Source organism: Mucilaginibacter sp. UYP27, from assembly GCF_040547175.1.
Classification (GTDB): Bacteria; Bacteroidota; Bacteroidia; order Sphingobacteriales; family Sphingobacteriaceae; genus Mucilaginibacter.
In genome coordinates this window covers 34684-50279 of the sequence record NZ_JBEPPE010000004.1, presented here as the reverse complement: position 1 = coordinate 50279, position 15596 = coordinate 34684, and the positions used below count along the sequence as shown (strand labels likewise).

The window sequence follows — 15596 nt, the reverse complement described above, 5'->3', positions numbered from 1 at the left end:
ACGTGCGCGACCCTCTCTGCTTTGCAAAGAGGGTGAAAATATCCTTAGCACTCCTTTCCGTAGGCGAAGAGAGGGTAGTCGAGCGAAGCAATGACGGCTGAGTAGATAGTAGATTTTAATATAATCCCCCACATATTATTTATCTTGCTTAAATTGGCATTTTATACCACTTACCATGAATACGGAACAGGTTATCACCTATATCAAAGAGAACAACATTCAAAAAGTAAAATTTGCCTTTGCCGATATCGATGGCATTTTGCGTGGCAAAGTGATCAGCACGCAGAAGTTCTTAGACGGGTTGCAAAGCGGATACGGCTTTTGCGATGTGGTTTTTGGGTGGGATAGCGGCGATCTTACTTATGATAATGTGGAGCTTACCGGCTGGCACAGTGGCTACCCGGATAAGCAATGTTATATAGATTTATCTACCATGCGTAACGTGCCCTGGGAGGATAATATCCCATTCTTTCTGGCGGATTATACCGGCCCCAAAGGCGATGCTTTGCCGGCCTGTCCGCGTAGCTTGCTCAGGCAAATTGTAAAGCAGTGCGATGATATGGGTTACCATGCCGAGTTTGCGCAGGAGTTTGAATGGTTCAACTTTAAGGAAACGCCGCAAAGCCTGCAACAAAAAGGGTTTGCTAATATGGAGCCATTGTCGCCGGGGATGTTTGGATATTCTACACTACGCACCTCGCAAAACAGCGCCTTTTATTACGACCTGTTTAATATGCTTACCCAATTCAATATCCCGATAGAGGGCATCCATACCGAAACCGGGCCTGGTGTTTACGAAGCGGCGATTATGCATTCAGAAACTTTAGATGCTGCTGATAAAGCTGTTTTATTTAAAACCGCCGTTAAAGAAATTGCCTACAAGCACGGCATCAGCGCCACTTTTATGGCCAAATGGAACCAGGAATTGCCCGGCTGCAGCGGCCACGTCCATCAGAGTTTGTGGACTAAAGACCAAAGCGATAACCTATTTTATGACGGTAACGACGTAAACAAAATGAGCGAACTGCATAAGCAATACCTTGCCGGGCAGTTGTATTGTATGCCGCATTTGCTGCCGATGTACGCACCAACCATTAACAGTTATAAACGCCTGGTAGAAGGTGCCTGGGCGCCAACTACCATTACCTGGGGTGTAGACAACCGCACAACCGCTCTGCGCGTTATCAATACCTCCAAAGCCTACACTCGACTGGAAACCCGCATCCCCGGATCGGACACTAATCCATACTTGGCTATTGCGGCAGCGCTTGCTTCGGGTTTGTACGGTATTAAAAATAAGATGAAGCTTGGTATTGCAGCAACTGTTGGCAACGGCTATCAAAACAAAACAAACGGCAGCCTGTATGCCAACCTGTTTGACGCCGCCACCGCTATGCAAAAATCAGCAGTAGCTAAAGAACTGTTCGGCGAAGGTTTTGTGCAACACTTTACTCAAACCCGCCTGTGGGAACACCGCCAATACGCCAAAAGCATAAGCGACTGGGAGCTGAAAAGGTATTTTGAGTCGATTTAATTGTCTTGACTGCAGTTAAAATAAACTTTTAGTATCTATGCAATTATAAACCAATCCCGGTAATGGACTTTCATCTTATTATAAGATCTGCTTGGGCAGAGTACGACAAATCTAAAACTATTAGAGATATCGTTGATATCAGCGCGATGGTTTCTACCAACCACGTGTACCGCATTACTTTTGACGACGAGGATATTATTATAGCTAAACTATCCTTCTTTGGTAAGTTTGAGCATTTTAAGGAAGATCACCGTATTATCCAGTCGCTGTCAAACAACCTGCTTTATCCATTCGAGAACCTGCTGTCTAAATCGTTATTGAAAAACAACCGTGTTTATGTTTATCGCTATAAACAGGGCAAAAACGACGCCTGGGTAGTGTTTTATAATCCAACAAGGATAATGGACAGCATGCCCCGCCGCCTTGATGATGATATGATCAGGAAGCTTGGCTCGCAACTGGGCAAGTTCCACAAAGCATGTTCTCGGATAAAGAATGTGCTGCCAAAATCATCCAAAACACTGCGTACCGATATTTACGACCTGCAACGCCAACTGGAAAAAGACGAACGCAAGTTTGGCTCGCGCATGCAGGTGGATCTTTTGAAATATCATTGCGAGCAGTTCTTAAAGAACAGGTCGCGGTACAACATGAGCTCGTTCGAGATCATCCCGGTATTTATCGATTGGAACATCGGCAATTTCTCGGTAACGCCTGATCTTGACCTTTACTCACGATGGGATTACGATTGGTTCAGGATGAGTTACCGTTTGCTGGATTTTTACTTTTTTAGCCGTGTGGTATCGGATGCTGGCGACCGTACCGTGTTTAGTTATGTGATTGGGCCGATGATGGAGGATAGGTTTATTACCTTTTTGAAAGAGTATCACAAGGTAAACCCCGTTACTGCCGATGAGATCCGTTTTCTAAAAGAGGCATACCGCTTCTTTATCCTCAACTACGTAATAAAAGATGGTAAATACTTTTTTAACGAGCAATACGCCAAAAAACTACAGGCTGAGGCAATGGAGATTTACCTGCCATCGGTAGACAGGGATTTCGACGCCGAGGTAATTATAAAAGCTTTAGGATTATAATTATACACTGAATGAAACGCATTGAGGATTTTAAATCGATAATAGACCGTTACGAAATCATATTTTTTGATGCATTTGGCGTGCTTAAAACCCACAGCGGCCTGGTGCCGGGAATAGAGCGCACCTTTGAGTACCTCAAAGAACAAAATAAAGAATATTATATTGTAACCAACGATGCATCGCGCAGCCCCGGGCAACTTGCTCAATCATACCATGATAAGGGCCTTTACGCCGTAACGTCCGACAGAATCATTTCATCCGGCCAGTTAACTAAGGAGTATCTGGAGCTAAAGGTAAATGACGGATATGTAGCTTATTTGGGTACTTCAGAGTCGGCGCATTATATTGAAAGTGCGGGACTTAAAACCCTGCCCGTCAGGGATGTGAACAGCACCAATATCGATAAGGTAAATGCCCTGATATTTATGGATGATGAAGGTTTTGATTGGTTTGAAGACCTAAATAAAACCGTTAACCTGCTACGTAAACGTACCATTCCTGCTATAGTTGCCAATACAGATTATGCCTATCCTGTGTCAAAAACCGATGTAGGTATCGCAATTGGTGGTTTGGCGCAAATGATAGAGACTATTGTAGGAAAAAGGTTTATTAGGTTTGGTAAACCCGACTCGCAAATGTTTATGTTTGCTTATGACCTAATACGGGAGTACCGCACCATTAGCAAAAAGCAAATTGTAATGGTGGGCGATACCCTTCAAACAGATATTATCGGTGGTAATAAATTTGGGCTGGATACCGTATTGGTGCTAACGGGGAATACCCAACATACTGATTACCAAAACCGTATTGAGGCAACCGGCATTGTGCCAACCTTTATTTGTGATAGCGCCGTATTAGGGCCTGATGCATTAGCTTTATGACCTAATGTAGTGGCCTATAATGTTAAACCTATGAGAAAAACTTTAAGTGTATTGTTGACAATTTTAATATTGCATGCAGTACCGGCCTTAAGCCAGCAAAAAACATTTACCAACCCGTTAAAATCATCGGGCCCGGATCCCTGGGTAATATACCGTGGTGGGTATTACTATTACACAAACACCTCGCGGGATAGCCTGGTGCTTTGGAGAACAAAAAATATGGCCGATCTAAAAGCTGCCGAGCGCAAAGCAGTTTGGGTACCGCCAGCAGCAACGCAGTATTCAAAAGAGCTTTGGGCACCCGAACTACATTACTTAAAAGGTAAATGGTACATGTATTTTGCTGCCGACGATGGCGACAACAACCACCACCGCATGTATGTGATAGAAAACTCATCGCCCGACCCGCTGCAAGGCGAATGGACGTTTAAAGGCCAGGTGGGCGACGATACCAACAAATGGGCAATCGACGGTTCGGTGTTTACGCACCAAGGCCAGCTTTACATGATTTGGGCGGGATGGCAGGGCGACTATAACGGCCAACAGGATATTTACATTGCAAAATTGAAAAACCCATGGACAATAGACGGTAAACGGGTCAAGATTTCCAGTCCGCTTTATGATTGGGAAAAATTTGGCGATCTGGGCAAGAACAGCAACCCGCCGCATGTAAATGTGAATGAAGGACCCGAGGTGCTGAAGCACGGCAATAAACTATTTCTTATCTACTCGGCCAGCGGCTGTTGGACAGATTTTTATGCCCTTGGTATGCTCACGGCATCAGCCAATAGCAATTTAATGGATGTGCGGTCGTGGAAAAAATCAACAAAACCGGTTTTTAAAAGTTCAATTAAGAATGGAGTGTATGCGCCGGGGCATAATTCGTTTTTCAAATCTCCGGATGGGACGGAAGATTGGATCATTTATCATGCAAATTCAAAACCGGGGCAGGGCTGTGGAGGCTTCCGTTCGCCAAGAATGCAAAAATTTACCTGGAACAAAGATGGGTCGCCAAATTTTGGTGAGCCGGTTAAAGAAAATATAGTATTAGCCATACCATCGCAAAGCAAAAAAAAAACCAATAATTATAAATTTTATGAGAAACACATTTAATAAACCAACTTTGGCGCTCGCGCTTGCAGGCAGCATGCTATTTGCAGCCTGCGACCAATCTGCTAAAAAAACTACATCAACCATGACCGACAGTACAACAGCTACACCCAAATTACCATCTGCAGCCGCTTTCGAAAAAAACATCAATGGCAAGCAAGCGCATTTATATATCCTTAAAAACAAAAATGGGGTAGAAGCCGCGGTAACCAATTATGGCGGCCGTATTGTAAGCTTATTGGTGCCCGATAAGCATGGCAACCCGACTGATGTGGTTTTGGGTTTTGAAAGTGTAGACGGTTTTATAGGTTCTAAAGAACCTTATTACGGCGCAACTATTGGCCGCTACGGCAATCGCATTGCTAAAGGTAAATTTAAGTTAGATGGTAAGGAATATACCCTGGCTACGAACAACGGACCTAACACGCTACATGCCGGCCACCCGGGTTTCCAGGAAGTGGTTTGGGATGCCAAACAGATAGACAGCGCAACTTTAGAGTTAAGTTACTTAGCTAAAGATATGGAAGGCGGTTTCCCGGGTAACCTTAATGTTAAAGTTACCTATCAGATAACTGACGATAACGCTATGAAGGTTAGCTACTCGGCCACTACAGATAAGTCGACCGTAGTAAACTTAACCAATCACGCGTTTTTTAACCTTAATGGAGAAGGTAGTGGTACTATATTAGATCACTTGGTACAAATTGCTGCCGATAATTACACCCCTGTTGACAGCACATTGATTCCGACTGGGAAAGTAGAGGCAGTTGCCGGTACACCTTTCGATTTTACAAAGGCCACCAAAATAGGTGAGCGCATCAACGTTGAAAATGTGCAGCTAAAAGACGGTAAAGGTTACGACCATAACTTTGTACTAAGCAAACACGATATCACCACACCCATCGCTACCGTTATTGGCGACAAAAGCGGCATCAAGATGGAAGTATTTACCGAAGAGCCCGCTTTGCAGTTTTACAGCGGTAACTTTATGCAGAGCCAAAACGCGATGAAAGGCGGCAAGAAGGATGAGTTCCGTACATCCTTTGCAATGGAAACACAGCATTACCCGGATTCTCCAAATCAACCAACATTCCCGTCGACAGAATTAAAACCTGGCCAGACCTATAAAACACAATCGATATACAAGTTTTCGGTGGTAAAATAACTTCCTAAAGGCGTAATACTTCGCGTCCTTTATTTAAATTGCACCAGAGACGCGACAATCGCGTCTCTTTTACGTTTAAACTATCAAATGCTTTTAGATAACCACGGGCGAAAGATCAATTACCTGCGGCTGGCCGTTACCGACCGCTGCAACCTGCGCTGCTTTTACTGCATGCCCGAGGAGGGATTGGACTGGCTATCGCGAAAGGAGCTGATGACCTACGAAGAAATGCTGCAGGCTTGTACGTTATTGGTAAAAATGGGGATCGAAAAGATCCGCATTACCGGTGGCGAGCCTTTTGTACGTAAGGATATTATGCAGCTGCTTACCGCTCTTTCAAAACTCGACGGTTTAAAAGAGCTTAGTTTAACAACAAATGGAGTTTTAACCGCGCCACATGTAAGCGAATTAAAAGCGATAGGCGTGCGGTCTGTTAACCTGAGCCTTGATACCTTGGATGCGAACCGCTTTTTTACGATAACCCGCCGTGATGAATTTGCCAGTGTAATGCAAACCATGCACGCCTTATTAGCACACGATATCGAGGTAAAGATAAATGCCGTGGTGATGGAGGGGAAAAACACACAGGACATCATCCCGTTGGTGCAATTAACCAAAGACTTGCCGGTGAGTGTCCGCTTTATTGAAGAAATGCCTTTTAATGGCGACGGGCACAGCCATAGCGGTATCGTGTGGGATTATGTAAGGATCTTTGATGAGATCCGAAAAACTTTCCCGGAGATCCAAAAAATGGCCGACCCGCAATTTTCAACTTCATACAACTACCAAATACCGGGGCATCAGGGCAGCGTAGGTATCATAGCAGCGTATTCGCGTACATTTTGCGGCACCTGCAACCGCATCCGCATAACGCCGCAGGGCACGCTTAAGAATTGTTTATACGATGATGGGGTGCTTAATATTAAAGATCTGATGCGCCTGGGTATGGATGATATAAAAATCGAGGCCACATTAAGGCAAGCGTTTAATGTGCGCGAAAAAGATGGCTGGGAAGCCGAACGTAAACGTTTAGAGAACCCGAACTTCCATGAATCGATGGCTACAATCGGCGGTTAATAACTCAACAATATGATAACGGTAGAAGAAGCCGAAAATATAGTACTTGCCCAATTAAATGATTACGGTACCGAAACCGTGCCTTTTGAGCTGGCTTTAGGCTATGTTTTAGCGGAGGATATTAAAGCCGACAGAGACCTGCCACCTTACAACCGCGTAACCATGGATGGTATCGCGATATCCTATAAAGCCATTGAAGAGGGGATAAACATTTTCAAAATTAAAGAAACCCAGGCAGCTGGCGAACAACCTGTGGATATTGAAAGCCCCGATGAATGTATCGAGATCATGACCGGGGCAGCCTTATCATCAACTGTTAATACTATTATCCGCTACGAGGATCTGGATATACAAAACGGAATTGCCAAACTACGGGTTAACAACGTAAAGCAATACCAAAATGTCCATTCAAAAGGGAAAGATAAAAGGCACGGCGAGGTTGTTGCGGCTACTAATCAGCAGGTAACCCCGGCTATTATAAGCCTGGCGGCATCTGTTGGTAAAGCAACATTATTAGTTAAAAAATTGCCGCGGGTGATGATCATATCATCGGGTGATGAATTGGTGGATGTAGCTGATAGCCCATCCGAATACCAAATCCGCAGGTCGAATAATTATACAGTTAAAGCCATCTTAAAACAATGCGGATTGGATGCCGATATGCTTCACATCCCGGATGATCCCGAAATAACCAGACAGCAAATAGCCCATTGCCTGCAAAACTACGATGTGATACTACTTAGCGGTGGCATCAGCATGGGTAAATTTGACTACATCCCGCAGGCACTTGAGGGTATGCAGGTGAAAAAGCTGTTTCATAAAGTGCAGCAACGCCCGGGCAAGCCCTTTTGGTTTGGCAGGCATGATAATGGTGTACCTGTTTTTGCGTTCCCGGGTAACCCGGTGGCTACGTTTATGTGCGTGCACCGCTATTTCCTGTTATGGTTAAATGCAACACTCGGCTTACCGGCAAAGCAACCTGTGTATGCCCAACTTGCCAGGGATTATACCTTTTTACCACCATTAAAATATTTCTTACAGGTAAAGCTTAATTTTACAGAACAGGGGATATTATCTGCCACACCGATAGAAGGCAATGGCTCCGGCGATTTTGCTAACTTAGCAGATACCGACGCCTTTATGGAACTGCCGTTAGAGCGCAATGAGTTTAAAGCGGGAGAGGTATTTAAGGTGTGGAACTTCTGAACCGGGATTTGTGTAAAATAATTAAACGCAACGGTGAAATCATTTAAACAACGCTGCGATAAAAATTAGTATCAGTGGAATCAAAATTTAGTCATTTAGATAAAGACAATAACCCAGCAATGGTGGATGTTTCCGAAAAACAGGTTACACACCGCACGGCAACCGCGCAAAGTATTGTGGTTTTGCCAGATGAGGTTTTACAGCTTTTGGCAGATGGCGAATTACATAGCAAAAAAGGCCCCGTGTTTCAAACGGCAATTATCGCCGGTATTATGGCTGCAAAAAAAACAGGTGATCTGATCCCGCTTTGTCACCCGTTGGGGATGGATAACTGCAAGGTTATTATTGCGTTATCTGCCGGCAATGAAGTGGTTATTGAATGCACGGCAAGCATCAGCGCTAAAACAGGGATAGAAATGGAAGCACTGGTTGGTGCCTCTATTGCAGCACTAACCATTTACGATATGTGTAAAGCTCTAAGCCACGACATTGTTATAAAAGAAACCAAACTGATCTCAAAAACAGGGGGTAAGCGTGACTTTAAACGAACATAAAAAACACACCAATATAACACGGCCGGCTAATGGCAACTTTGCCCGTAACGAATGGGCGATAATGGGCGGACCATGCACGGTTATCAAGTTTTTGGCCAATCAGGTAATAACCGCCCTTACGCCGCAATATGAATGCGCTTACGCGGATACATCACATAACGATGATATGGTAGCCCTGCCGGGCAAATTGGCAAGCGGTGCGGCCTTAGAATATACTGATCAGTTAAATCATGCTCAGCTTAATTATAAAGCTCCATTAACGGCTTTTAAACAGCGGGAGCTATTCTCGGCTATGGACTTGGTTTTGGTAAATGGCAATCATCAGCGAGGTAAGGCGCAGGTGGTAATAATTGATGCAGACAAGAAAGCATCGCTGCAAAAGCGGGAAGGGCAGCTTACCAATGTGCAGCTTTTTCTTTTTGCAGAAAATGCAGAAGGTGTGTTTGATTTTATAAAAGATGCTATCCCTAATTGGGAAAAGATACCTGTGTTGAGCTTGAATACTGATACGCTTCGAATTATAGACTTTTTCAGGGAAAAACTACAACAAACCAAGCCCATATTAAACGGCCTGGTATTGGCCGGAGGTAAAAGCATCCGTATGGGCACTGATAAAGGGACATTAAATTGGTACGGTAAGGAGCAACGTTATCACCTGGCCGATCTGCTTAAAAAGCATTGCGATCAGGTATATATTTCTTGCCGGGATGCGGAACAGCAAAAAGAGGTCGATACGGATTATTTAACCTTGCCCGACACCTTTACCGGCCTTGGGCCTTACGGTGCTATCCTCTCAGCTTTTCGCGATCAGCCTGATGCAGCATGGCTGGTTGTTGCATGCGATCTGCCTTTGGTGGATGCGAATGTGATACAGTATTTGGTTGATAACCGCAACATGGCAACCATTGCAACCGCATATCAAAGTAACTATCAAGACTTTCCTGAACCATTGATAACTATTTATGAGCCAAAAAGTTATCCTGTTTTACTTCAATTTTTAGCACAGGGATATTCTTGTCCGCGTAAGGTGCTTATTAACAGCGATGTTAATGTGCTGATAGCGCCTGACCAGGAGGCGTTGGCAAACGTAAACACACCCGAAGAACTGGAGAGGATCAAACGCTTCCTCCATCAAAAAACAGCTACCAACAATGCACCCTGATCTGTTGAGATATAGTTGCCAGTTGGCCTTGCCCGGCTTTGGCGAAACCGCGCAAGCTTTGTTGCAACAGGCAAAAGTGCTGATTGTAGGTGCAGGTGGTTTAGGCTGCCCTGCCGCGCAATACCTTACATCAAGTGGAGTAGGCACCATCGGCATTGCCGATTTTGATACAGTATCAGTAAGTAACCTTCATCGGCAGATTTTATACGGCCCGGATGACGTAGGGAAACTAAAAGCCGAAGTAGCTTGCGAACGCCTGCAAAAGCAAAACCCGGATGTGAGGTTGATACCGTTTACTGATAAAACAACTTCAAATAACGTAATTCAAATAATTGACAACTACGATGTTATAGTTGATTGTACCGACAATTTTGAAACGCGATATTTACTCAATGATGCCGCGGTGATTTTAGGCAAGCCTTTGGTTTACGGCGCTATTTATCAATATGAAGGGCAGGTTGCTGTTTGGAATACAAAGAACCCGGATGGTACATCATCGCCTAACTATCGGGATCTATATCAACAGGTAGATGCTGCACAGATCCCAAATTGCGCAGTGGGAGGCGTAATACCTACACTGGCGGGGATAATTGGTTGTATGCAAGCTAATGAGGTAATTAAGCTTATTACCTACACAGGCGAAGCACTTACACGAAAAGTTTTGATATTTGACGCCCAAACTATGCAAAGCCGCATCATTAAACTTGGTGCATCAACTAAAACAAAGATCTCCGCTTTGGCGCAGCATTCAGAAATCCCGACCATTTCTGCTGCGGAAACTAAACAAGGTATAGCAAGTCGTACGCTCGAATTAGTAGATATTCGCACCGACCAGGAACGTGACGAATACAACATCGGCGGCATGCACTTCGAATTGGATGAATTAGAAGATAACCTCGATGAATTTCAGGATGACAAAACTTACGTATTTTATTGCTCATCAGGCAAAAGAAGCGCGGAAGCTATTAAATTACTTCTACAGAAATTGCCGGGAGTAAAAGCGTATTCGTTGGAAGGTGGATTGGGAGGGTGGAACCGATAACTGTGTCACTTCGACGAGCGTAGCGACGGGCAAGGGCGCAGTTATTCCACGATCACAACTATGGATGCGCAGCTACCCAAACCTCGCCATCGTCAAAAAACTCCTTTTTCCAGATAGGTACCGTTTGTTTTAGGGTATCAATGATGTATCGGCAAGCCTCAAATGCGGCATCCCTGTGCGCGGCAGATACTGCGATAATTACCGGTATCTCGCCGATTTGTAGTGTACCCACCCGGTGGTGGATAAGTATCCTTTGTACCGGCCATTGCTCCAAAACCTCTTTGGTTATCGTTCGCATTTCTTTGATCGCCATCGGCTTATATGCTTCAAATTCAAGTTTTAATACCGTGCGGCCTTTGGTAGCATTACGCACCGTCCCAATAAAAACATCGATCCCTCCGGATTCTGGCGACATTATCCAGTCAATGCATTGCTGGGTGTTTAAAGGTTCGGAATGTATTTCTATTTGGGTTTGCATTTATCCTCCGCTTACCGGTGGTATAATCGCCACCTCGTCACGTTGTCTTAATAGTCCGCCGTCTTCTGCATATTCGTTATTTACGGCAACCATATAGCTGGCAAGCTTTTTCAGTCGCGGATATTGCGTTTCTAAACTGCTTTTTAAGTCAGCAGTGGTAGCAGCCGCGGCTAAATCAACCGTTATAGATGGCCCCCCGAAAATATCTTTGGCAATGCCGAATGCGAGCACCGTTATCTCCATGATGCAAATATGCAACAATCTTGTTCATAACCTGCATTTACACAATTTGGTTGCGAAATTAACCGAACAATCTTTACTGCTGAATTGTATATTTGATTATGGCCAACAATGCTGTACAGCACTTACAGGTTACCCGGGTGACAGATAGCGATTCCGAAGACTTTTCGGATGCGATAGCTATCGAGGAACCTTTAGAGATTCGCCTGGAATATGGCCCGGCAGGCGAGCGTAAAATCCAAAACATATCGGTAACTATGCGCACTCCCGGTAACGATGCAGAATTGGCGACAGGTTTCCTTTTCACCGAGGGTATCATTAAAAGTATATCTGCCATACAAACAGCCGAACATTGCTTTATAGCATGCGCGGAGAACCGCGAGAATGTGATACAGATATCACTATCAGAAAACGTCCTTCCAAACCTGCAAAATACCGAACGCAATTTTTACACGACATCCAGTTGCGGGGTTTGCGGCAAGGGCTCAATAAATGCTATACGTACAGTAAGTAATCATACTGATATACAAACGAATGGTAACTTTATCTCAACAGAAATATTAATAACCCTACCTGGAAAATTACGAGATCATCAAAAGGTATTTGCCTATACCGGCGGACTACACGCTTCGGCATTATTCACTCCAAGTGGTGAATTGCTTTTTCTTCGCGAAGATGTGGGCAGGCACAATGCGTTGGATAAGCTGATCGGCGCAGCCATCAAAGAACATCAGCTTCCACTAAACGATACGGTGCTATTATTGAGCGGCAGGGCCAGTTTTGAGTTGGTGCAAAAGGCTGCAATGGCGGGCATCAATATTATTGCCGCGGTTGGTGCGCCATCAAGTTTGGCCGTTCAATTAGCTCAAGAATTTAACATTACGCTTGCCGGCTTTTTACGCGGGCCACGCTTTAATATTTATAACGCGCCCCAGCGCATTTTAATACCCAGTTATGAAGATCAGGATCAAAAATAACGGATTACGATATAGGCTTACCCGCAGTGAAGTCGCGGCTTTCGCTCAGGATGGCATTTTTAAAGAAAAGGTACAAATAGGCAACGACGTGCTTATTTATATCTTGCAACGCCCCGCAGAGGAGAACCTTTCCGCATCTTTCAAAAACAATATAATTACGTTGTTAGTGCCTAACAAAATAGCCGGCGAATGGACAAACACCGAGCAGGTGGGCTTTAGCGCCATGCGAGATGGCACGCAGTTGCTGGTGGAGAAAGACTTTGTTTGTTTAGACGAGGTGGCAGAAGATCAAACCGATAATTACCCTAACCCTTTAGCGGCAAAGTGATGAGTAAAGAAACCAAAGAGCAACCGGCGGCAGAGAACCCCGAAAAGCTGCATCATTTAAAGGTTACCAAGCCCGAAACATGGGCGGCAGGAATCCCTGCTGTAACGGCTGCTTTTGCTGATATATTAGAAGAAACAGGTGCTTTACGTGGCTCCGGGGCCTTATTTAAAATGAACCAGAAAGGTGGGTTCGATTGCTCCAGTTGTGCTTGGCCTGACCCTGACGACGACCGCTCGCCAATTGCTGAGTATTGCGAGAATGGCGCTAAAGCGTTAGCAGAAGAAGCAACAACTAAGAAACTTACACCTGACTTTTTCGCCCAAAATTCGGTTGCCGATCTGGCAAGGCTGGATGATATGGAAATTGGCAAAAAAGGTCGCATTGCGCAGCCTATGTATCTACCCAAAGGTGGCACTCATTACCAGCAAATAACGTGGTACGATGCATTTCATAAAATAGGTGATAAGCTAAATAGCCTCGCCTCGCCAGACGAAGCGGCCTTTTATACCTCGGGGCGTACCAGTAACGAGGCGTCTTTTGTTTACCAGCTTTTTGTGCGTGAGTATGGCACCAACAACATGCCCGATTGCTCCAATATGTGTCACGAATCTACCAGCGTAGGCCTGGCTGACGTTATCGGCATAGGCAAAGGAACCGTTACTCTGAATGATTTTTACGATACGGATGTGATTATCATTATGGGGCAAAACCCCGGCACAAACCACCCCAGGATGCTTACCGCTTTAGAGAAGGCAAAAAATAAAGGCTCCAAAATTATCGCTGTTAACCCTTTGCACGAGGCAGGGTTGATGGGTTTTAAAAATCCGCAGACGGCAAAAGGAATTATGGGCATCAAAACCCAATTGGCCGATGTGTATCTGCAGGTTAAGATAAACGGCGATATGGCATTATTGAAAGCGATAGAAAAGCTTTTGTACGATGCGGAACAGCAGGAACCAGGCAAAGTGTTCGACAATGAATTTATAGCTAAAAATACTGTTGGTTATGATGATTTTATTGAGAAAGTAAAGCATTTTGATGTAGAGGCGCTTTGTACAGCTGCAGGTGTCCCTCTGGAACAAGTAAAACAAGCCACCGACCTTATCAAACATAAAAGCAGGATTATCATCTGCTGGGCAATGGGCATCACTCAACAAAAAAACGGGGTAGACACAGTTAAGGAGGTCGTTAATCTTACGTTGTTAAAGGGGAGCATCGGCAAAGCGGGTGCAGGATTGTGCCCTGTTCGTGGGCATAGCAATGTACAGGGCAACCGTACCATGATGATATACGATAAGCCGTATAAAAAGCAGCTTGATAAACTAAAAGAAGTATATGGCTTTGAACCTCCGCGCAAACACGGCTTTGACGTCGTGGAATCAATAAAAGCTATGCAAGAGGGTAAGCTGAAGGTGTTTTTCGCCATGGGCGGTAATTTCCTTTCCGCTACGCCGGATACTACTTTTACAGCCGCGGCCATGCGCAAACTGGGACTGAGCGTGCATGTATCCACCAAACTTAACCGCAGCCATTTGGTACATGGCGAGGAAGCCATTATCCTGCCTACGCTTGCCCGCAGCGATAAGGATGTCATAAACGGCGAAGACCAGTTCATTAGTTGCGAAAACTCAATGGGGGTGGTGCAGATGTCTAAAGGGATTTTGAAACCGGTGTCTGAAGAGTTACTTAACGAAACGCAGATAGTTTGCGAAATGGCTAAAGCGACATTGGCGGATCGTACGGTTATAGACTGGGACAAGTTTGCCAACAGCTATGATGCTATCCGCGATGAGATCGGCAAGGTTATACCGGGCTTTGAGAACTACAATCAACGTGTACGCCTGCCCGGCGGTTTTTACTTGCCCAATGCCGCACGGGAAGGTAAATTCAAGACCGAGAAATTTAAAGATAAAGCACCATTTACCATCACGCAGCTAACGGAGCATAAGCTTGCTGATGATGAATACATGATGACCACCATACGTAGCCACGACCAGTTTAATACTACAATTTATGGCATGGAAGACAGGTACCGCGGCATCCACAATGAACGAAGGGTGATATTCATGAACCCCAAAGATATTGCCAAAGCCGGTTTGATGCAGGGTGACAAGGTAGACCTTTTCAATCATCACGATGATATTGAACGTGTTGCCCGTCTGTTCATCATAGTGCCTTATGATATCCCGGAACGTAATACTGCAACCTATTACCCCGAAGGAAACGTTTTAGTGCCAATAAACAGCGTAGCAGAGAAAAGCAATTGCCCTACAAGTAAGTTGGTTATTATAAAGATAAAGAAGCATACCTAAAACATGTTATCAAGAATTTATCTTTTCTTATACGCTCCCCACATGTCGTCCACCAAAATACCATTAATGGTCATGCCTTTAGGGTTACAATTTGTGATTGCCACCCCGCTTAAATTACAATCGGCAATTGCACTGCCTTCTAAATTACAGTCGTTAAACTTAAGCGGGCGTTGTTTGGCGTTTGGATCATAATTGGGGTGGCCTTCTGGTGGCATCCCAACGTTATGTATTTTAGCACCACCCATTTGCGCGCCGTTTATTTCAAGGTCGCTGAGGTTTGCATCACTTATTTTAAGCCCGGTTGCTGATACATTGTCCATCACCATCCCGTTTATACATGCCATGCGGATGGTTGAGTTTGTAAGGAGCGCCTCGTAAACGTTCAGCTGTTTTTGGGTGTTTATGATCTCTACTAATTCCGTTACAATATTTT

The 15596-nt window shown here is 44.7% G+C and carries 16 protein-coding genes; 13 read left to right on the top strand and 3 right to left on the bottom strand.

The genetic code is table 11. The annotated features are described in order from the left end of the window. Window positions 1-175: 175 nt before the first annotated feature. From ABIB39_RS14400 to ABIB39_RS14355, 10 genes are all read left to right on the top strand, one after another. Window positions 176-1534 (top strand): glutamine synthetase family protein, encoded by a 1359-nt coding sequence (locus tag ABIB39_RS14400; RefSeq protein ID WP_354430861.1) that lies wholly within the window; start codon window positions 176-178, stop codon window positions 1532-1534. Between the two features lie 62 nt (window positions 1535-1596). Next, the gene (locus ABIB39_RS14395) at window positions 1597-2631 is read left to right on the top strand and encodes a hypothetical protein (RefSeq protein WP_354430860.1); all 1035 of its coding nucleotides are present in this window, start codon (window positions 1597-1599) and stop codon (window positions 2629-2631) included. 11 nt (window positions 2632-2642) lie between these two features. Continuing rightward, window positions 2643-3512: an HAD-IIA family hydrolase gene (locus ABIB39_RS14390; RefSeq protein WP_354430859.1), complete on the top strand. Its 870-nt coding sequence runs from the start codon at window positions 2643-2645 to the stop codon at window positions 3510-3512. A 30-nt stretch (window positions 3513-3542) separates the two neighbouring features. Further along, entirely contained in the window at window positions 3543-4625 is a 1083-nt protein-coding gene (locus tag ABIB39_RS14385; protein ID WP_354430858.1) for a glycoside hydrolase family 43 protein, read from the top strand. Next, window positions 4609-5787, top strand: coding sequence for an aldose epimerase family protein (locus ABIB39_RS14380; RefSeq protein ID WP_354430857.1), 1179 nt, complete (start codon window positions 4609-4611; stop codon window positions 5785-5787). The genes ABIB39_RS14385 and ABIB39_RS14380 overlap by 17 nt, the downstream gene beginning before the upstream one ends. Before the next feature lie 87 nt (window positions 5788-5874). After that, a complete protein-coding gene (gene moaA / locus ABIB39_RS14375; RefSeq protein WP_354430856.1) occupies window positions 5875-6864 on the top strand; it encodes a GTP 3',8-cyclase MoaA in 990 nt (329 codons plus the stop codon). Window positions 6865-6876: 12 nt separating this feature from the next. Beyond that, entirely contained in the window at window positions 6877-8070 is a 1194-nt protein-coding gene (locus ABIB39_RS14370) for a molybdopterin molybdotransferase MoeA (RefSeq protein ID WP_354430855.1), read from the top strand. A 74-nt stretch (window positions 8071-8144) separates the two neighbouring features. Continuing rightward, window positions 8145-8624, top strand: a complete 480-nt coding sequence (moaC, locus tag ABIB39_RS14365; RefSeq protein WP_354430854.1) for a cyclic pyranopterin monophosphate synthase MoaC — start codon at window positions 8145-8147, stop codon at window positions 8622-8624. Continuing rightward, a complete protein-coding gene (locus ABIB39_RS14360; RefSeq protein WP_354430853.1) occupies window positions 8605-9786 on the top strand; it encodes an NTP transferase domain-containing protein in 1182 nt (393 codons plus the stop codon). The genes moaC and ABIB39_RS14360 overlap by 20 nt, the downstream gene beginning before the upstream one ends. After that, on the top strand, window positions 9776-10828 hold the full coding sequence (locus ABIB39_RS14355) for a ThiF family adenylyltransferase (protein ID WP_354430852.1): 1053 nt from the start codon (window positions 9776-9778) through the stop codon (window positions 10826-10828). The genes ABIB39_RS14360 and ABIB39_RS14355 overlap by 11 nt, the downstream gene beginning before the upstream one ends. Before the next feature lie 58 nt (window positions 10829-10886). On the opposite strand, the gene ABIB39_RS14350 is transcribed toward ABIB39_RS14355, so the two are convergent. Beyond that, entirely contained in the window at window positions 10887-11306 is a 420-nt protein-coding gene (locus tag ABIB39_RS14350; protein WP_354430851.1) for a molybdenum cofactor biosynthesis protein MoaE, read from the bottom strand. After that, window positions 11307-11549, bottom strand: a complete 243-nt coding sequence (locus ABIB39_RS14345) for a MoaD/ThiS family protein (RefSeq protein ID WP_354430850.1) — start codon at window positions 11547-11549, stop codon at window positions 11307-11309. 98 nt (window positions 11550-11647) lie between these two features. Here ABIB39_RS14345 and fdhD point away from each other — a divergent pair, with 98 nt between their 5' ends. The 3 genes from fdhD to ABIB39_RS14330 are packed head-to-tail and all read left to right on the top strand — an operon-like array spanning window position 11648 to window position 15163. After that, on the top strand, window positions 11648-12523 hold the full coding sequence (fdhD, locus tag ABIB39_RS14340; protein ID WP_354430849.1) for a formate dehydrogenase accessory sulfurtransferase FdhD: 876 nt from the start codon (window positions 11648-11650) through the stop codon (window positions 12521-12523). Further along, the gene (locus tag ABIB39_RS14335) at window positions 12501-12851 is read left to right on the top strand and encodes a DUF7009 family protein (protein ID WP_354430848.1); all 351 of its coding nucleotides are present in this window, start codon (window positions 12501-12503) and stop codon (window positions 12849-12851) included. The genes fdhD and ABIB39_RS14335 overlap by 23 nt, the downstream gene beginning before the upstream one ends. Next, window positions 12851-15163 carry an FdhF/YdeP family oxidoreductase gene (locus ABIB39_RS14330; protein ID WP_354430847.1) on the top strand — a complete coding sequence of 771 codons (2313 nt, stop codon included), beginning with the start codon at window positions 12851-12853 and terminating at the stop codon, window positions 15161-15163. Before ABIB39_RS14335 ends, ABIB39_RS14330 begins: the two co-directional genes overlap by 1 nt. A gap of 17 nt (window positions 15164-15180) precedes the next feature. Here ABIB39_RS14330 and ABIB39_RS14325 read toward each other — a convergent pair whose 3' ends face one another. Further along, complete coding sequence (locus ABIB39_RS14325; RefSeq protein WP_354430846.1) at window positions 15181-15507, bottom strand: pentapeptide repeat-containing protein; 327 nt, start codon at window positions 15505-15507, stop codon at window positions 15181-15183. Window positions 15508-15596: the final 89 nt, after the last annotated feature.